The 18203-nt window shown below is 40.9% G+C and carries 16 protein-coding genes; 1 reads left to right on the plus strand and 15 read right to left on the minus strand.

Features of this window, described 5'->3' with window-relative positions; translation table 11 throughout:
* Positions 1-1186 (minus strand): G5 domain-containing protein (locus tag QZ359_RS06635; protein ID WP_293964427.1); only part of this gene is annotated, 1186 nt, incomplete at its 3' end.
* Positions 1187-1533: 347 nt separating this feature from the next.
* The gene (locus QZ359_RS06640; RefSeq protein WP_004235732.1) at positions 1534-2418 is read right to left on the minus strand and encodes an SPFH domain-containing protein; all 885 of its coding nucleotides are present in this window, start codon (positions 2416-2418) and stop codon (positions 1534-1536) included.
* 257 nt (positions 2419-2675) lie between these two features.
* On the opposite strand from QZ359_RS06640, the gene QZ359_RS06645 reads away from it, so the two are divergent.
* Positions 2676-3533 (plus strand): 5'-nucleotidase, lipoprotein e(P4) family, encoded by an 858-nt coding sequence (locus QZ359_RS06645; protein WP_261052214.1) that lies wholly within the window; start codon positions 2676-2678, stop codon positions 3531-3533.
* A 435-nt stretch (positions 3534-3968) separates the two neighbouring features.
* Here QZ359_RS06645 and adcA read toward each other — a convergent pair whose 3' ends face one another.
* The 13 genes from adcA to glpK all read right to left on the minus strand — a co-directional run bounded on the left by adcA (position 3969) and on the right by glpK (position 17905).
* Positions 3969-5474, minus strand: coding sequence for a zinc ABC transporter substrate-binding lipoprotein AdcA (gene adcA, locus QZ359_RS06650; RefSeq protein ID WP_293964430.1), 1506 nt, complete (start codon positions 5472-5474; stop codon positions 3969-3971).
* 9 nt (positions 5475-5483) lie between these two features.
* Complete coding sequence (locus QZ359_RS06655; RefSeq protein ID WP_000950030.1) at positions 5484-6290, minus strand: metal ABC transporter permease; 807 nt, start codon at positions 6288-6290, stop codon at positions 5484-5486.
* The gene (locus QZ359_RS06660; protein ID WP_001269496.1) at positions 6283-6987 is read right to left on the minus strand and encodes a metal ABC transporter ATP-binding protein; all 705 of its coding nucleotides are present in this window, start codon (positions 6985-6987) and stop codon (positions 6283-6285) included. The genes QZ359_RS06655 and QZ359_RS06660 overlap by 8 nt, the downstream gene beginning before the upstream one ends.
* Positions 6987-7427: a zinc-dependent transcriptional regulator AdcR gene (adcR, locus tag QZ359_RS06665; protein ID WP_285300342.1), complete on the minus strand. Its 441-nt coding sequence runs from the start codon at positions 7425-7427 to the stop codon at positions 6987-6989. Before adcR ends, QZ359_RS06660 begins: the two co-directional genes overlap by 1 nt.
* A gap of 152 nt (positions 7428-7579) precedes the next feature.
* Entirely contained in the window at positions 7580-8848 is a 1269-nt protein-coding gene (gene dltD, locus QZ359_RS06670; RefSeq protein WP_293964439.1) for a D-alanyl-lipoteichoic acid biosynthesis protein DltD, read from the minus strand.
* On the minus strand, positions 8841-9080 hold the full coding sequence (gene dltC, locus QZ359_RS06675) for a D-alanine--poly(phosphoribitol) ligase subunit DltC (RefSeq protein ID WP_000351967.1): 240 nt from the start codon (positions 9078-9080) through the stop codon (positions 8841-8843). Before dltC ends, dltD begins: the two co-directional genes overlap by 8 nt.
* Before the next feature lie 13 nt (positions 9081-9093).
* On the minus strand, positions 9094-10338 hold the full coding sequence (gene dltB / locus QZ359_RS06680) for a D-alanyl-lipoteichoic acid biosynthesis protein DltB (RefSeq protein WP_293964547.1): 1245 nt from the start codon (positions 10336-10338) through the stop codon (positions 9094-9096).
* The gene (gene dltA, locus QZ359_RS06685; protein ID WP_293964549.1) at positions 10335-11885 is read right to left on the minus strand and encodes a D-alanine--poly(phosphoribitol) ligase subunit DltA; all 1551 of its coding nucleotides are present in this window, start codon (positions 11883-11885) and stop codon (positions 10335-10337) included. The genes dltB and dltA overlap by 4 nt, the downstream gene beginning before the upstream one ends.
* A 20-nt stretch (positions 11886-11905) precedes the next feature.
* Entirely contained in the window at positions 11906-12037 is a 132-nt protein-coding gene (locus QZ359_RS06690) for a teichoic acid D-Ala incorporation-associated protein DltX (protein ID WP_000813667.1), read from the minus strand.
* Positions 12038-12347: 310 nt separating this feature from the next.
* Positions 12348-13526, minus strand: a complete 1179-nt coding sequence (locus tag QZ359_RS06695; protein ID WP_120719064.1) for a ryptide export MFS transporter — start codon at positions 13524-13526, stop codon at positions 12348-12350.
* A 227-nt stretch (positions 13527-13753) separates the two neighbouring features.
* On the minus strand, positions 13754-14458 hold the full coding sequence (locus tag QZ359_RS06700) for an MIP/aquaporin family protein (RefSeq protein WP_293964555.1): 705 nt from the start codon (positions 14456-14458) through the stop codon (positions 13754-13756).
* A 70-nt stretch (positions 14459-14528) separates the two neighbouring features.
* Positions 14529-16355, minus strand: a complete 1827-nt coding sequence (gene glpO / locus QZ359_RS06705; protein ID WP_293964557.1) for a type 1 glycerol-3-phosphate oxidase — start codon at positions 16353-16355, stop codon at positions 14529-14531.
* A gap of 41 nt (positions 16356-16396) precedes the next feature.
* On the minus strand, positions 16397-17905 hold the full coding sequence (gene glpK / locus QZ359_RS06710; protein ID WP_293964559.1) for a glycerol kinase GlpK: 1509 nt from the start codon (positions 17903-17905) through the stop codon (positions 16397-16399).
* Positions 17906-18203 lie beyond the last annotated feature (298 nt).

An 18203-nucleotide genomic window follows, 5' to 3' on the forward strand; every position in this document is an offset into this window, starting at 1 on the left:
AAGGCTCACCGGAAACACCGCCTTCATAAGACGGAAGCGCTGGTTCTACCAAGGACTCACCGGAAACACCGCCTTCATAAGATGGAAGGGACGGTTCCACCAAGGATTCGCCGGAAACACCGCCCTCATAAGACGGAAGAGGTGGTTGGACTTCCGGGGCTAGGCTTATACTATTTTCTTGAGGTTCCTTCTCTTTTGCCCCGACCAAAATCACCTGAGCAACTGGTTCACGAAGCACTTCTCTCCCTACTTCATTTCGCGTAACAATACCATCGACAACCCTTACTTCTGTTAAGATTCGTTCTTGTCCCTTGGCACCTTCTATAGAAATTCTTTTTTCTCCCTTAGCCAGAGTTGGGTCAGACTGAAATTGAGTTTCAAACTCTATCTCCCCTATCCTAACTTCCAGTTCTGGCTTGTCTTCAATAACAGTTTTCATTCCTTCATCTGGTACTTTTTTAGACTCAATATTCATACTTTTTTCAGAAGTTGGATTTAAAACAGGCTCAACTGCGTAAGATGGTTGAGGAGATTGCACAAGATCTTTAGTCGAGCTAAAATGAGATGCAGTCTGTGGTACAATCTTCTTAGACTGAGATTCTGAACTTTCCTCCTTTTGAGATAATGCTGGCGACTCTACCTTATCAACAGAAAGTTCCTTGCTAGCACTATCTCTTACCAAATAATATCCCGTAAATTCATATCCTTGAACTCTTTCAGGACTTGGTAGAAACTGACCTTCTACCCTTTTAACAAGGGCTGGTTGCAATTCTACCAGATTTTCGAAAGCAGAGATGGATGCTCCCCAGCCACCAACAGCAAAGACTGTCACAAGAAAGTAAGACGCTCCCTTTTTTCTCTTGATTAAAGTGAAGGAAAGCAATAATAATCCTGCTCCCAAGATAAACATCTCATCATTAGAAAACAGACCTGTTTCTGGTAATCTTGTAGCCAATTTTCGATAGACAAAATAGTATTCTTTTCCCTCTTTTACCTCAATCTTATTTTCTTCAAACCATTGCAACTCAGATTTCAGCTTTTCAGGTAAATCCTGCTCATCCAAGTAATGACTTGAAATTAGTGTTGAAGTCGTTTCTGTAGCCTGTACGGGTTGAGCCCCCATACCAGCAAAAAATAAACTCGTTCCTAGCAAGACCGAACAAGCTCCTATTGTATATTTTCTCAAAGAAAAACGCTGCTTTCTCTCAAATTGAAATTCTTTCATCCCATATCCTATCATTCATTATTACTGTATATTTAGTATATCAGAAATAGTTTGTATTCACAAATCTTTCTAGTTATTCCCTTATCACTCCAAATTAAGGGGGACAACATACAATAATTTTTATTTAATACTCTTCAAAAATCAAATTCAAACCACGTCAGCTTCGCCTTACCGTACTCAAGTACAGCCTGCGGCTAGCTTCCTAGTTTGCTCTTTGATTTTCATTGAGTATAAATGTATATCAATGTTCTTTGCTTTTCTTAACAAATGCAATGCAAAAAGAGCCTGTTGCCAAGCTCTTTAGTCTATTATTTCTTCTCAGCACGGAGGGCTGACAAGATTTGTGTACGGATATCATCAACACCATTTGGCGTATTTGGTAAAAAGATAGTCTGGTTTCCTTTAGAAGCAAAGGTATTCAAGGTATCCAAATACTGGTTGGTCAAGAGGATGGACATGATTTGTTCTTCCGTCATGCCAACATTGGCTTCCTTGAGTTCGGTGATAGACTCTGCCAATCCATCCACAATCGCCTTACGTTGTTGGGCAATCCCCACACCATGGAGGCGGTCTTTTTCTGCTTCGGCTTCAGCTGCAGTGACGATTTTAATCTTGTCGGCTTCCGCTAATTCTTGCGCTGCGACCCGCTTACGTTGCGCCGCATTGATTTCATTCATGGATTGCTTGACTTCTGCATCTGGTTCGACCTTAGTAATCAAGGTTTTCACGATAATATAGCCATAAGTAGTCATTTCTTCTGCTACTTGGTGTTGAACTTCAAGGGCAATCTCATCTTTTTTCTCAAACAATTCATCCAAGGTTAATTTGGGAACAGAAGAGCGAAGAGCATCTTCGATATAAGATTTAATCTGAGATTCTGGACGCATGAGTTTATAGTAGGCATCTGTCACGCTCTGCTCATTGACACGGTACTGAGTCGCCACATTCATCATAACGAACACATTGTCCTTGGTCTTAGTCTCAACCACAATATCGCTTTGCAACAAGCGCAACTGAATCCGCGCTGCAATCGAGTCAATTCCAAAAGGCAAGCGAATATGAATACCGCTATTGGCAACCTTTTGATATTTCCCAAAGCGTTCAATAATCGCCACCGACTGCTGACGAACCACATAAACTGTACTCAGTGTGACTATCACCAATAGGAGCACACAAACCACCACAAAAATCATCAAAAATGTTGCCATTATCGTGACCTCCATTATTATTTTTCCTGTATTATAGCACATTTAAAGAAGGCTGTGTAATTTTTACTGCGATTTTTCCTGAAATGTCAATAATTAGAGGTGAAACTACATTTCAAGTTAGTAATCGCTTTTTTCATTACATTAACTTCTATAGAATCTACATCAATGGTCAGGGAATAACTTGCCTTAACTTTTCTCTCGTGCTATACTATTTATTGAAATGAATAAATAGGAGATATTTCATGAAAACAGCAAAAACTACTGTTACAATCCTTTCTGCACTTGCTTCTGTCGTCTTATTGGCTAGTTGTGCAACAAAGTCCACAGAAACACAGAAAAACAATAATAGCTCATCTGATAATCAGATTACATTGACATATGACCAACTACGGTCAAGAGAAAACACTATGTCAACCCTTTGGTATCAAAAATCAGCTGAAACTAAAGCTTTATACATACAGGGTTATAACGTTGCAACAAATCACCTAAAGGAATTGCTCAAAACAGAATCAGACAAACCTTACTCTATCGTTTTAGACTTGGATGAAACTGTCCTAGATAATAGCCCTTATCAAGTACAAAATGTCAAAGATGGTACAGCATTCACACCCGAAAATTGGGATGTTTGGGTTCAAAAAGCTGCAGCAAAAGCTGTCCCAGGCGCCAAGGATTTTCTTCAGTTTGCTGATCAAAACGGTGTCCAAATCTACTATATTTCTGACCGCTCAGCTAATCAAGTAGATGCTACCATTAAAAATCTTGAAAGTGAAGGAATTCCTGTTCAAGGACGTGATCATCTCATGTTCTTAGAAAGTGGTGTAAAATCCAAAGAGGGTCGTCGCCAAAAAGTTCAAGAAAAAACAAATCTTATCTTATTGTTTGGTGATAACCTCGTAGACTTTGCAGATTTTTCTAAGACTTCTGAATCTGACCGTGATAAACAACTTGAAGAATTGCAAAAAGAATTCGGTGAAAAATTCATCATCTTCCCAAATCCAATGTACGGATCATGGGAATCAGCTGTATACGGTGGTAACAAACTAGATGCTAAAGGTCAAGTAGAAGAACGCCAAAAAGCCTTGCAAGGTTTTGATAAATAAAACAAATAAGCTGATTCTACATAAAATTAGGCTAACTTACAATCTTCAAAAAGTGGATAGGAAGGAATTCTGATAATCAGAAAACTTTCCTATCCACTTTTATAATTGATATAACATCAAGCTTTTATACATCTGATACATTTTCTGATTTTAAATATAGTAGATTGAAATATGGTAAGAAATAGACCGAATGACTAGCCTATAAACACCCGTTAAATCGCTAAGATACGTAAAAAAAGCCCTTAACTACTGCAATAGTTAGGGGCTTTGGTGTTCTAATGAACCTTATACACTAACAACATTCTAGCATATAAGCCCAGATATTTCAAGAGTTTTATTTATTTTATATTTTTAAAGTTTTGTAAGGTCTATAGTGAAGTTAGCCATCTAGTACCCCAAAAACCGACTAGCTCCTATGAACTAGTCGGTTTCTCATCAATGCGCCAACATTTCTTGGGCGATTTCTTGTCCAGATAGGTTATCTGGGTAATAGGTTGGCCAGTTATCCATTTCTTCAAAGAGGGCTTCTTGGCTTGTGCCTCCAAAGAAGATATGGAAATGTTCTGCCTTAACTGGGGCTATATTGTGATCACTAAACTGAACATATTTGAACTGTCCAGCATCCGCATCTGTCGCTTCAAAGAGGAAGCGCACGCCACGATTGCCTTTCTTGTAAGTCAAGATTTTCTTACCAACATACTTGTAGGTGAATTTCTTACTTTGTCCACCTTGAACAAATTCCATAGTGTTATCAGTGATGTTAATCTTAGTCACATCTGTCTGATAGCCTTTTGTATAGTAGGCCTTGTACTCAGCCTGAGTCATCTTACCAGTCAACTTAGCCTTGTAGTCAAAGACCTGATCAAAAGTTCCATCTTCAAGGAAAGGATAGACTGATTGCCAGTTACCTGCATAGTCACTCAAAGTGCGGTCCTTGACGTCTGCATCCTCAAAGTAACCATTTTGAACTGTCTTGGTATCCTCTGCCTTTTCAGGCTCGATAGCTGGACCTTCTTGGTCTGTTGTTTGTTTCAAAGCTTTGAGGTTTTTCTCCATGATAGAGATGTAATTTTCTCCAGCCTTGGTGTCCTCTTCTGTCAGACTTTCTAAAGGATTAAGGACATCTGTTTTGACACCTGCCTCTTTTGAAAGTGTGTTAGCAAGGGCTTGTGAGGCATTTTCTTCAAAGTAGATATAGGCAATTTTATTTTTCTTGACGTACTCTGTCAATTCTGCCAGACGTGCAGCTGATGGCTCTGCATCTGGAGAAAGTCCTGAGATAGCGACTTGTTTGAGCCCATAGTCTAAAGCGAGATAGTTAAAGGCTGCGTGTTGCGTTACAAAGCTCTTTTGTTTGGCTTGAGACAAGCCTTCTGCATAAGCCTTATCCAAGGCTTGTAATTTTTCGATATAGGCAGCAGCATTCTTCTCAAAGGTATCTTTTTTATCCGGATAATCTGCTGATAGGCTATCACGGATGTGCTCTACAAGTTTAATAGCACGAACTGGTGATAACCAAACATGGGGATCGTACTCATGGTGATGGCCTTCTTCGCCATGATCATGGTCTCCCTCTTCTTCCTCACCACCTGGCAAAAGCAACATATCGCCTGTCGCCTTGATGGTTTTGACCTTTTTCTTATCCAAAGTATCTAGTAATTTAGGAACCCATGTTTCCATGTTTTCATTTTCATAAACGAAGGTATCTGCGTCTTGGATTTTGGCAACTGCCTTGGCAGACGGTTCATATTCGTGAGGTTCTGTACCAGCACCGATGAGGAGTTCTACATTAGCAGTATCTCCTACGACTTGCTTAGTAAATTCATAGACAGGGTAAAAGGTTGTCACGATATTGAGTTTGCCATCTGCCTGCTTTTGATTAGAACAAGCCACTAAAAACAAGGCACATAGACTGGCTAGCAATAAGCTAATTTTTTTCACATTAGTCTCCTATTTGATAAAACGTCTTACTAAACTGATCAGTAAGAAGACAGTTACAAAAATAATGGTAATACTTGCGCTTGCAGGTGTTTCTGCATAATAGGAAATGTAGAGTCCTGCTACCATTCCCAAAAATCCAATAGCACTGGCTAGTAGCATAACCGATTTAAAGTTTTTCCCCAGACGCAGGGCAATACTAGCTGGCAAGACCATAATGGTCGATACCAGAAGAGCTCCTGCTGCTGGAATCATAAGGGCAATGGCCACCCCCGTCACCATGTTAAAAAGAATAGACATGGTACGAACTGGCAAGCCATCCACAAAGGCCGTATCCTCATCAAAGGTCAAAATGTACATCGGACGAAGGAAGAGGAAGGTCAAAATCAAAACAACCGCCGCAATGACAAAGAGGGAAATAACCTGCTCTTCACTGATAGTCACGATTGAACCAAAAAGATACTGGTCCAAACTCATAGAACTAGAGCTTTTACCCTTGCTCATGACAATTAGAGAAACAGCCAGACCTGTTGACATGAGGATAGCTGTCCCGATTTCCATAAAGCTCTTGTAAACCGTACGGAGATACTCCAGAAAGACCGCCGCAATCAAGACAATAGCAATAGTTGAAATAGTCGGAGAAATCCCCAGAACCAAACCAAAAGCTACACCCGAAAGAGAGACGTGACTGAGGGTATCACTCATCAAACTCTGACGACGCAAGATAAGGAAGGTCCCCAATACCGGTGAGAAAAGACTCATGGCAATAACGGCCAGAAAGGCACGTTGCATAAAGTCATAAGATAATAAACTAAGCATGACCCACCTCCTGATCATTCTCATGAACGTTGAAACAACGCCATGGCGAGTCTTGGTTACGGACTAGATGAATATTGCGGTCCGCATAATCCTTAACTTCTTCAGGGTCATGGGTAATCATCAAAACAGCCTTGCCATGATGATGGGCGCTGTGGTGCATGAGTTCGTAAAATTCGTTTTTACTTCCTGCATCCATCCCCGTTGTCGGCTCATCTAGGATAAACACATCTGGGTCCGAAGCAAACATACGCGCAATCACCGCTCGCTGCTTTTGTCCTCCAGATAGAGACCCCAAGCGTTTGTCTCGGTGTTCCCACATACCAACTGAGTCCAGACTAGCCTTGATATGCTCCTCATCATGAGCATTCAAGCGACGAAACCAGCCTTTTCGCGGATAGCGACCCGACTTGACAAATTCATAGACCGTACTTGGAAAACCCGCATTAAAACTGGCAATCTGTTGAGGAAGATAGGCTATTCTCAATTTCTTACCCTGCGTATTTGTCTTTGAAATAGTCACCTTGCCAATGCGTGGTTGGAGGATTCCAAGACTGGCCTTGATGAGTGTCGTCTTAGCCGCTCCATTTTCCCCAGTCAAGGTAACAAATTCCCCACTATCAACACTATAATTGATATGTTCAAGAACAGGTTCCTTATCATAATAGAAGGACAAATCCTCTACCGTAATATATCTCATTATTTGATTTCTCCTACTAAAGCAGTCAAAAACCGCTGGATCACTTTTTGTTCATTTGGAGTAAACTGAGTCGCCACTTGTTCATAGGTTAAAAGCGTATGCTCATGGTGATGGTGGTGCTCCTCAGCAATTGGACGAGCCAAGTCAGTCAACTGATAAAAAATCACACGCGCATCCTTAGGATCTTTAGATGTTTCCAACATCCCTTCCTTGACCAAATACTTAATGGCCTTGGTAACTGCCGCCTGACTGACATTGAGACGACGAGCCAAATCTGAATTGGTTAAAGATTCCTCCGACAAGAGCATGAGGATGTGCTCCTGAGTATTGGTCAAAGCTACCTCGCTAGTACAATGACCTATTAGGATTTCATGTTGGTTTTCCGCCTGTAAAATCACCTCATTCAAAAAGCCATCGATATCCTTCGCTAGCTGTCTCATATCTGACTCCTTTCCTTTTGGACTTCTCTTTTTTAAGAGAAAAATACTATTCTTTGAAATTTTGTTTACCAGTTAATTATATCACAAGCAAAAGAAGAGTCAAGAAAAAACGTGAAAATAGGCTTCATTCTTGAACTCTTCTATATTATGATCTATTGAAAGTCCTTGATATCTCCATCGTATGTCGCCCAATCTTTGCTGAAAAAGCGCTCATTCAGATGGTAAGTCGGAGCTGGTGTGGGATTGGATAGGAAAGGATCAACTGCCTTGTCAAAAGCCAACCAACCCAACCAACCAAGGTGAATGGTATCCTTCATAAAGAAAGCTTCCCCACCGTCCTTAGAAAAATCTGCTATATTGGTAAAACCTTGACTTTCTAACTGGTAGCGAATCTTCTGCACCGTTTGTTGGTACATATCCTCTCGTAGACCAGCATAGTCCATCCATTTTTTATTAACAGGTGGAATGATAAAAATCGGGTTGACCTTAGATTTAGAAAACTGTGTTAAAACCAACTGCAAGTCATTATACTCTGGCGACTTGAGATAGGTAAAGCTTTTCTGAGAATCCTTTAATTTCTTCAAATCCTTCTTAATCTGCGTATTATAGAAATAATTTTCCATTCCCAGATCATTATTGGAAGTATTCTTTTCAGCATCTGCTTTAACAATATCTTCTATGGCCTGATAAGAAAACTGGTCTGGCAAGGTCTTTAAATACTTAACTACATGTTTATCATAATTGACATAGCCTCTAACTGAAAACTGACCAAAAAAGGAAGCTTGGCGTTCATTAAACCGAGCCAATAATTCAATCATTTCATTGTCTGCCGTCGACAATTCTTCTTTACTTGCCAACTTCTGAACCAAATCCTTCATAGCTACGTTTGGGAACTGCTGCAGTAAGCGAGTCGCTGCATATTGACTAGCCTGATCTCCAGATTGATGTTCCAGAAAACTGGTTAACTGGTCTCCATTAAAATACTGCTGAAAAGCTGCTGGCTCATAGCCATTTTTACTGAACCACTGAGGTGAGATAACATACACAACTTGTTTATTCTCCAGTTGTGGCAACATCTGTTGCATTCCAAAATACTGGTTGAGCGAGGCAGCTCCCCTCTGTCCTAAAAGATAGGGGCGATAAGAGCGATTGTATTTCTCAGCCAAGACTGCAGGATGAGCACCGTCAAAACGAAGCCATTCACTAGAACCAAAGAAGGGAACAAAACGCATATTTGGATCAGACAGTGCTCTGACTTTTTGACTTCGCTCCTTAAAACTATCGATAGTAGTAGCCACCGCTGAACGCTTTTCAGCTCCTAGATTATGACGCATCTCAGTAGGATAAAAGAAAATGAGCAGAAAAACCAACAAACCAGCTATCAAGACCGGTCCGAAGATCATCCATAAGCGTTTAAGCATTTTGTAGCTCCACAATACCAGCTATGATTTTATTAGCTGTATTCCAGTCGTCGCGACCAAACTCTGTCACAGGGACACGAATGTCAAAACGATTCTCAATCTCCACAATCAACTCAACCGTTCCCATACTATCCAAGACACCTGCATCAAAAAGATCTTCATCCATCATGTCAGAAACATCTTCCATAAACAACTCATCAATAATTTCGATAACTTCTGATTTGATATCCATATTTTATTTCCTTTTATTTTTTAAACCATAAATCATTCAAAAATCCAGAAAAGATTAAGAATGACAGCATGACGACATGGAAGGTGACAACCATGCCAAGCAACTGAATCCAGCGATTCTCAGGTAGAGCAGGCTTCCCTGCTTTTTTCCGCTCCTTATTGAGTGTTTTTTTCTTACGAACCCAAGCGTCATTGATGACCAAGCCCAGGCCATGAAAGAGTCCATAGGCGATGTAGTACCAAGTCACTCCATGCCAAAATCCCATAATCAGCATATTTACAATGTAGGCCACACTTGAGGTTACATTGCGATTTTTAAAGACCTTCTTTCTGGTCAATACCATCACCATTCGCATAAAGACAAAGTCACGGAACCAGAAAGAGAGACTCATATGCCAGCGATTCCAAAACTCCTTCAAATCCCTTGATAAAAAGGGCTTGTTAAAGTTGATAGGGCTACGGATTCCCATCAAGTTTGAAATGGCCAAGGCAAACATAGAGTAACCTGCAAAGTCAAAGAAGAGCTCCAGACCAAAGGTATACATAACCGCTAAAGCATAGAGATTAAAGAAGCCACCTGACTGCAGGGCTAGATTCTTCAGAGGAGGGAGTAAGGTCTCTCCTAAAACATGAGCTAGGATAAACTTATACAAAAAGCCCCACATGATATAGCGAACAGATTCATCCAGCATATCCATCAACTCATCTCGCTCAGGAATGGTCTGATAATTTTCATTAAATCGCTTAAAGCGATCGATTGGGCCACTTGAAAAGGTCGGCATGAAGAGAAGGAAACGGAGGAATTCCCAGAGGGAGAAATCCTTAATCACTCCATCTCTCAGCTCGATGATAATCCCAACCGAACGAAAGGTCAGGTAAGAAATTCCCAAGAACCCCAGCAAAGACTGCGTTCCATTAATAGCTGGCTGCACCTTGACAAAGATAATCGGGAGAAGGGACAGAAAACTAACTAGGTAGAAGACCCACTTACCATCCTTGCTTTTTCGATAGTACTTGTAGAAAAGCAGGAGCAATATTTCCCAGCAAAGGTAAATACCTAAGGCAGCCAGTTGATTGGTCTTCCCACCTACCAACATGGTGACGATAAAGAAGAGACTAACCAGTACTTCATACCAGGCAAAGCGTTTCTTGAAAAAGAGACCGATAAAGATGGGTAAGGTTGCAGCAATCACATAGATAAAATACTGAGGATTGCCGTATGGCTCTAAATGAGGAAGCTGTTGAAAGAACTCCATCATCTGCTATTCACCTCGTTAATCAATCCTTTGATGTCAATTTTTCCATTTGGAGTCAGTGGTAAACTGTCTCGATAAAGGAATTTAGATGGCATCATGTAGGACATCATGATGTCTGTCAGGTCTTCCTTGATGGCCTTGGTAATATCGATATCACGTTCAAACTGCTCGCGAACACCGTCTTTTAAGATGACATAGGCTAGCAGATTTTGTACCTTGTGGTCTTTGTTATAGCGCGGAACAGCGACAGCAGACTCGATATAACGAGACTTATTAAGATTTTGAGAGACATCTTCTAACTCAATGCGGTAACCATTGAACTTAATCTGGAAGTCCATGCGACCGCCGTAGAGAAGCAAACCTTCTTCTGTCATAGTTCCCACATCGCCTGTGTGATAGGCTGGCAGACCCTCAAACTCAAAGAAGGCTTCCGCTGTTTTTTCAGGATTGTTCATATAGCCTTTTGACACAGCTGGTCCAGAAACAATGATTTCTCCCTGTTCCCCATTTGGCAGTTTATTTCCTTCCTCGTCAATGATAAAGGTTGGAGAATCAGCCTTGGTATAGCCGATTGGGAGGCGTTTAAGAGTCGCCAACATCTCGTCCGTCACAGCAACTGCTGATAGGGCTACTGTCGCTTCTGTTGGACCGTAGGCATTGATAATACGGGTATTTGGGAAACGTTCGCGCAGTTTTTGAGCCGTTTTAACCGTCAATTCTTCGCCATCAAAGTAGAAATGCGTGATTCCAGGCATTTTCTCGCTATTAAAGTCTTCAGACAACATGGCCATATCTGCAAAAGAAGGGGTTGATGTCCAGATAGCGATTGGCAATGAAAAGATGGTCGCAAAGAGTTGCTTAAAGTCCTGAGTAATAGCTGAAGGAAGAGCGAAGAGCGTACCACCTAATGCCAAGGTCGGAGCCCAGTACATGACAGACAGATCAAAAGAATAAGGTGGCTGAGCCAGCATTTGCGGACGACTTGGCGTCGCAAATTCCTTGTCCGTAATCATCCAATTGGTAAAGCTGAGGAGATTATCATGTGAAATCTGCACTCCCTTAGGCTTACCAGTTGTACCAGATGTAAAGATAATGTAGTAGTTATCATCACCCTTGACTGGATGCGTGATCTCATAGCTAGTCCCTTGAGCAAAGGATTCTTGAACCTGATCTAGGGTTATCATTGGTGTAGAAACCTGCTCCAAGGGAAAGTCTGAGATGGCAATAATCAAACTTGGCTCCGCTACTTCTAAAATAGCTGAAACTCGCTCCAAAGCCGAATGGCTATCAATGGGAATGTAGGCATGTCCTGACTTAGTCAGTGCTACAAAAGTTGCCAACATTTCATATTCTTGGCCTCCAAAAACAACCACAGGAGACTTCTCTGGTAAATCCAGTTGATCGATGGCTGCAGCCAAACTATCCGAATCAGCCTTTAAATCTCCATAAGTGTGTTCCTGCCCCAAAACATTATAGACAGGATAGCTAGGCTGTGTCTGAGCAAAATGCTCAATGGTTTCAATCATATCTACTATTGGTTTATTTGACACAATAGGGATTCTCCTTCAAGTTAAAATTCATTATAGATAAAGCTTCCTTGACCCTGACCAAGATAGCTAAAGAAGTAAAGCAGCCCTAGAAAGATAAGAAAATACAAGGCTGTCCTACCAAGAAAGAGGTACAATTCTTTTCTCTGTTTCATCAAGAAAAACCATTCATTTCTGTAATTTTTGCTAAATAAGATGAACTCTTACTATAGTATTTTTCTACCATTGTACCACTTTATAGGGTAATTTTTCAATTGTTTGCCGTACATTTTCACTAGATTTCAGCTTATTTTAAGGATTATGCGGTTTTTCTATGTATATTTTAAATAGAGTGAGGCTGGACAAAAACTCAATTTCAGTAGAAAATGAAGTAAATCTTCCCATAATAAAACGCACGATATCAAGTTTTTTCAACACCCGATACTATGCGCTTTTCTAATTTTTCAAGACTTTTTAACTAGTCTCTCACCTAAAATAATCTCGTCTGATATAAATTAAAATAGCTTCTATCATCAGACAAATGGCTGATATCCAAAAACTGATGCTAATACCAAAATTCTCAGTAATATAGCTCATTAGCAAAACAAATACTGAAAATGCTAATGTCGAAATCACTTCAAGAACGGAATAGACATTAACCAAATGATTTTCCTCTACTGTTTCCTGAAGAAATACACTTTCAGGAACTTCTTTTAGCTGCGATAACATCCCAACTAGAGCTGAAAATACTAAAAACATCTGTGCATTTGGAAAATATAGAATAGTCAGTGTCACTATTGCCATGGCTACAAGAGGAAAAAGAATACTTTCCCATTTAGCAGCAAGGAACTTTTCAGATAGCCTAAAAGAAATTAAGCCACTAATTATAATCCCAATAGAGTATGCTGTATTAGAATATCCCCAGTAACTTTCCGTTTTATTTAATAACTCCGTTACAAAGACAAGTATGATAGACGAAACCCAAATAGTATTTGAGAAAATTTCAAATAAATTTGCTGATACAAAAAGTCTTAATCTAGGATCTCTAGCAACTAACTTCCAACCTTTTAGCAAAATTTCAAGATTAGTTTCTGACTCTAACACCTCTACTTCAGCCTTAGGGAGAAATAACATCAAAAAGCTAGAAATGATATACAAGATTAAAATTATAAACGTGGTAGGTAAAAGACCAATTGTTGCAAATAAGAGTCCACCTAATCCCCAACCCACTAACTGAACAGCTTCACCAGTCATTGACAAAGCTGAGTTAGCCTTACCCAAATCGGTCGCATAGCGTGGCACAATAGCATAGGAAACAGGTGCTGCAAAACCATCCAATATTGAAATTGCCACAACAAATAGATAGGTTACCAAAGGCGCTACGGATTGCATTACAGTAAACATTCCTACCAGTATCGCCAATAATATAGTCTTTCCAAATTGGGATAAAGATAAAACCCTATTTAGCGCTATCCTTTTAGTAACTAAAGGAACTAAAAGACTCGCAACAAAAGAGGATATCCCTATTAAAATGGGAACTAGTGATGTGGCAATTACTGATTTTGAAATAATGTATATGTTAGCAATGATTGTTACTCTAAAGAAAATATCTGCTAAATTTGCAAACAATTGAGAGACTAACAACTTAATAAATGAATTAGACATGTAACGCTCCCATCTTAGTTACCAACTTTAGAATTAAAATTTGATTTTTAATATTTTAGCATAAAATAGCAGAAAACAAAAATGATGGTTTTCACATGAAAAAGCAAAAGCTAGTGCCTTTATTCTTCCTATTTTTTGAAGGAATTATTATCGTTGGAGGCTAGCTCTAAGAAGTTATACTCAATGAAAAAAGCCTGAGATACTCATCTCAAGCTCTATTTTCTAAATTAGAAAAGTGAGAATACGAGAACGGCCAAGGCTGCACCAATAACAGGTCCTACAACAGGAATCCAAGCGTAACCCCAGTCACCATCTCCTTTGTTAGGAATAGGAAGGAGGCTGTGCATGATACGAGGTCCTAGGTCACGAGCTGGGTTGAGAGCGGAGCCTGTAGTTCCACCGAGAGACAAACCAATCCCTGCAATCAAGGTACCAACGGCAAAAGTACCAAGTCCTGCTTGAAGGTCATAAAGACCAAGTGCAAAGATGGTCAATAGCAAAACAAAGGTTCCAAGGATTTCACTGATTAGATTGGAAGTAGTGTCTTTGATAGCTGGACCTGTACTGAAGGTTGCAAGGATATTTCCAGGATTTTCTTCTGCTAGGTAATGCGGTTTGAACTGTAACCAGACAAGGACTTGCCCCACCATGGCTCCAGCGAATTGAGCGATGATATAAGGAATCACAGATGCCCAAGCTAGTCCACCATTAAGAGCAACCCCAATCGTCACCGCTGGATTCAAATGTGCCGGACTTAACTTGCCAGAGATAAAGGCTGCCACTGCAACTGCAATCCCCCAACCAAGAGTAATGACGATCCAACCTGAGTTATGGCTCTTCGTTTTCGGAAGAACCACTCCTGCTACAACCCCATTTCCCAAAAGAATCAGGATTAAGGTCCCTAAAAATTCACCAAATAATTCTTTCATCATATCGTTGTCTCCATTTTAAAGAAGGAGAGAGAAGGCAAGGAAGGCTTGTCTCCCTCTCTTCTAGTTTTTCTTAATTTTTCAATGCCGCTAGATCGTTGTTAGCAAGGGCTGCTTCAACATCCGCACGGTAGGCTGCTTTTTCTTCTTCTGACCAATCATAGAATCGTCCCATTTCATTCAAAACTGGCTCAACGATGCTATCCAAACTATCACGCATAAAGAGCATATGGTTGGTACGACGAAGAAGGAAGTCAACTGGGCTCAGAGCCAACTCATTGCGCATTGCATAGTGAAGTGACAAAGTATCTGCCAAGCTGAGTCCTGGTGCTTGTTCCAAGCTGTGAGCAAGAGCAAAGACTTTCGGTGCATTTGAACCGTAAAGATTTGCTAGGTAATGAGCTTCCTTGCTATCCAAACCACGTGACACTCCAAGTTGCGCAAAGGCTTCGATTTCTGAGTCCACATTTGCTGGGTTCAATTCTCCACCTGAAACAGGGTAAGTCTTAGAGTTGATGAGTTTAAAGCTGCGGTCAAATTCTGCTTTAAGGATGTCAACCACGCGCTCCATAGCTCCTTCAGCCATCTTACGGTAGTCTGTGATTTTACCACCAGCAAGGGTCAAAAGGCCATTGTCATCACGATCCAAGCTCGAACCACGAGAAACTGCAGATGGATCCAAATGTTTCTCAGAGGTACTGCTTTCAAGCTTGCTGACAGCAGACTCAACATCTTCACGCGTTTTTTCTTTAGAAAGATAGGATTCAACAGTCGCAATCAAGTTGTTAAAGCTTTCATCACTGATGGTTCCATTATTTCCTCCGTTGTAGTCAGAAGCGCTATTGCCTGCGATCAATGGACGAAGACCTGCCCAGCTGCTTTCGATATCATCAATGGTGATGTTGGCTTCTGGGAAGCGGTTATTGACAATGCCAAGTAGGTAATCTACATCTTCTTGAGTTACTTTTGGATGTTCCAAGTCACCTGTGTAGTCTGTATCAGTTGTACCAAAGTATGTCTTGTTTTCACGTGGAAGAACAAAGACCATACGGCCATCACCCAAACCTGTGTCAAAGTAAACTGGTTGTGAAACCTTGATCTTGCTTGAATCCACTACTAAGTGAACTCCCTTAGTTGGACGCATTTGTGAGAATTGTGTTCCCTTATTAGACAAATTGCGTACCTTGTCGCTCCAAGGACCTGTTGTATTGATAACCAGACGAGCCTTGATTTCAAAGACTTGGTCTGTCAAGAGATCACGAGCTACGACACCTGTAATCTTGCCACTTTCGTCAAAGAGGAAGCCTTCTGCCTTCACGTGGTTAGCAATGAGGGCACCGTCTTGGTTGGCACGTTTAATGTTTTCAATCACGAGACGCGCATCGTTGTTACGGAAGTCAAGGTAAACCCCACCTCCTACCAAGCCTTCTTTCTTCAAGTTTGGCTGGCGTTCCAAGACTTCTTCCTTACTCAAAACCTTGTTAGCAGCTGGTGTGTTGTTAACTCCTGCCAAAAGGTCATACAAGTCCATAGCTACTTTAAGACGGAAGAGGCTAAAGGTCGCTCCATCTTCATCGTAAACTGGCAAGAGCATTGGATCCGGTTTTGGAATGTGTGGTGCGATTTGTTGAACCACTGCACGTTCAGAAACAGTATCTGATACAACTTCTACGTCAAATTGTTTGAGGTAACGAAGACCTCCGTGAACTAATTTTGTTGAACGGCTGGATGTTCCTTCTGCGAAGTCCTGCATTTCAATCAAACCAGTCTCAAGACCGCTAGCTGCCGCCTGCAAGGCTACACCAGCCCCTGTGATTCCTCCACCGATAATCAAGAGGTCCAGGGTACGTTCCTGCATTTTTTTAATTGATAATTCACGTGTTTTCTTTGAAAATTCCATATTTACACACTTTCTAACTAAGTCGCTTTATTCTTCCAGTATTAGTCGTCTACTTCCGCAAAGACTTGGGTTGCTTTTACAGCCTTCTTCCAGCCCTTGTAGAGTTGTTCCTTGCGCGATTCGTTCATAGATGGCTCAAAGAGTTCTCCTGTCTCGTTCAAGAGTTTCAACTCATCCAAGTCCTTCCAGTAACCTACTGACAAACCTGCTAGGAAGGCTGCCCCCAGAGCTGTTGTTTCCAAGTTTTTGGCGCGTGCGATATCGATTCCCAAAATGTCAGCTTGGAACTGCATGAGGAAATTATTCATAGCTGCACCACCGTCTACTTTCAAGACTTGGATAGCTGTCTGCGCATCCACTTGCATGGTATCGATGATATCACGCACTTGATAAGCAATAGATTGCAAAGTTGCCTTAATAAAGTCTTCTTTACTTGTTCCACGAGTTAAGCCAAAGACAGAACCGCGAGCGTTTTGGTTCCAGTATGGAGCACCTAGACCTGTAAAGGCTGGAACGACATAAACTTCATCATTGTTGTGAGAATCACGAGCGTATTTTTCAGATTCTGGTGAATTTTCAACCATGCGAAGACCGTCACGAAGCCATTGAATGGCACTTCCTGCGATGAAGATAGAACCTTCCAAGGCATAGTAAACCTTGCCATTGATTCCATAACCAATGGTTGTCAAGAGGTTGTTTTCAGACAACTGCATCTCTTCACCAGTATTCATGATGATGAAAGAACCTGTTCCATAAGTATTTTTAACCATACCAGGTTCAAAGGCCAACTGTCCAAAGAGGGCTGCCTGTTGGTCCCCAGCCATACCTGAGATTGGAACTTCTCCACCATAGAAATGGAATGGAGCTGTCTGACCGTAGATTTCAGAGTTAGAACGAACCTCAGGCAACATTGCTTTAGGAATATTGAGGATTTCCAAAATCTCATCATCCCATTTGAGTTCTTTAATGTTATAAAGCATGGTACGAGCCGCATTTGAGTAGTCCGTCACATGAGCTGCACCGTCAGTCAATTTCCAGACCAACCAAGTATCAATGGTACCAAAGAGCAATTCCCCTTTTTCTGCTCGCTCTTGAGCGCCCTCTACATGATCCAAAATCCAACGAACTTTAGTCGCTGAGAAGTAAGCATCGATAATCAAACCAGTCTTTTCATGGAATTTTTCCACATAACCTTGGCTTTTTAGTTGCTCAGCCAAAGGTGCTGTCTGGCGTGACTGCCAAACGATTGCGTTGTAGATAGGAAGGCCTGTTTTCTTATCCCAGACGACAGTTGTTTCACGCTGGTTGGTAATCCCGATTGCTTCGATTTGATTTGGCTTGACACCACTTTCGATGAAAGCACCCGCAATAACTGACTGGACTGAGTTCCAAATTTCATTAGCTTTGTGCTCAACCCAACCTGCCTGAGGGAAAATCTGAGTAAACTCTTTTTGACTCGAGCTAACCTTTTCTCCTTTTTTGTTGAAAATAATGGCACGAGAACTTGTAGTTCCCTGGTCAATGGCCATGATGTATTTTTCTTGTGACATGTGCTGTCCTCCTGATAATGATCTTGAGGATGTCTCCTCTTTACACTAACTAGTATACAAAATAAAGCGCTTTCTTGTTTATCAACTTTTTTTAATTTTTAAAAAAATATGAGGAGATTGTGTGAATTTCACAAAAAAGACCTGGAACAACCAAGCCTTTTAAGTGAATAATAACTGACGAATCCCTGCCAAATCCAAGTCGTTTTTTAAATAATAAACTGGAGTCTGTTCCTTCTTATGAATCGGGTTATTGGTAACCAGCAAATCATAATGTCGAGTTCGGTCATAGGCTTCAATG

Origin of the sequence: Streptococcus sp. (genome assembly GCF_019414905.1) — a bacterium.
Lineage (GTDB): Bacteria > Bacillota > Bacilli > Lactobacillales > Streptococcaceae > Streptococcus.

What these genes read in the sequence shown, in the direction of transcription:
- dltD (WP_293964439.1), bottom strand. Translation starts at nt 8,848, where the DNA reads ATGCTTAAACGCTTATGGATGATCTTCGGACCGGTCTTGATAGCTGGT.
- QZ359_RS06645 (WP_261052214.1), top strand. Translation starts at nt 2,676, where the DNA reads ATGAAAACAGCAAAAACTACTGTTACAATCCTTTCTGCACTTGCTTCT.
- glpO (WP_293964557.1), bottom strand. Translation starts at nt 16,355, where the DNA reads ATGGAATTTTCAAAGAAAACACGTGAATTATCAATTAAAAAAATGCAG.
- QZ359_RS06660 (WP_001269496.1), bottom strand. Translation starts at nt 6,987, where the DNA reads ATGAGATATATTACGGTAGAGGATTTGTCCTTCTATTATGATAAGGAA.
- QZ359_RS06655 (WP_000950030.1), bottom strand. Translation starts at nt 6,290, where the DNA reads ATGCTTAGTTTATTATCTTATGACTTTATGCAACGTGCCTTTCTGGCC.
- dltB (WP_293964547.1), bottom strand. Translation starts at nt 10,338, where the DNA reads ATGATGGAGTTCTTTCAACAGCTTCCTCATTTAGAGCCATACGGCAAT.
- QZ359_RS06700 (WP_293964555.1), bottom strand. Translation starts at nt 14,458, where the DNA reads ATGATGAAAGAATTATTTGGTGAATTTTTAGGGACCTTAATCCTGATT.
- glpK (WP_293964559.1), bottom strand. Translation starts at nt 17,905, where the DNA reads ATGTCACAAGAAAAATACATCATGGCCATTGACCAGGGAACTACAAGT.
- adcR (WP_285300342.1), bottom strand. Translation starts at nt 7,427, where the DNA reads ATGAGACAGCTAGCGAAGGATATCGATGGCTTTTTGAATGAGGTGATT.
- QZ359_RS06695 (WP_120719064.1), bottom strand. Translation starts at nt 13,526, where the DNA reads ATGTCTAATTCATTTATTAAGTTGTTAGTCTCTCAATTGTTTGCAAAT.
- QZ359_RS06640 (WP_004235732.1), bottom strand. Translation starts at nt 2,418, where the DNA reads ATGATTTTTGTGGTGGTTTGTGTGCTCCTATTGGTGATAGTCACACTG.
- dltC (WP_000351967.1), bottom strand. Translation starts at nt 9,080, where the DNA reads ATGGATATCAAATCAGAAGTTATCGAAATTATTGATGAGTTGTTTATG.
- QZ359_RS06690 (WP_000813667.1), bottom strand. Translation starts at nt 12,037, where the DNA reads ATGAAACAGAGAAAAGAATTGTACCTCTTTCTTGGTAGGACAGCCTTG.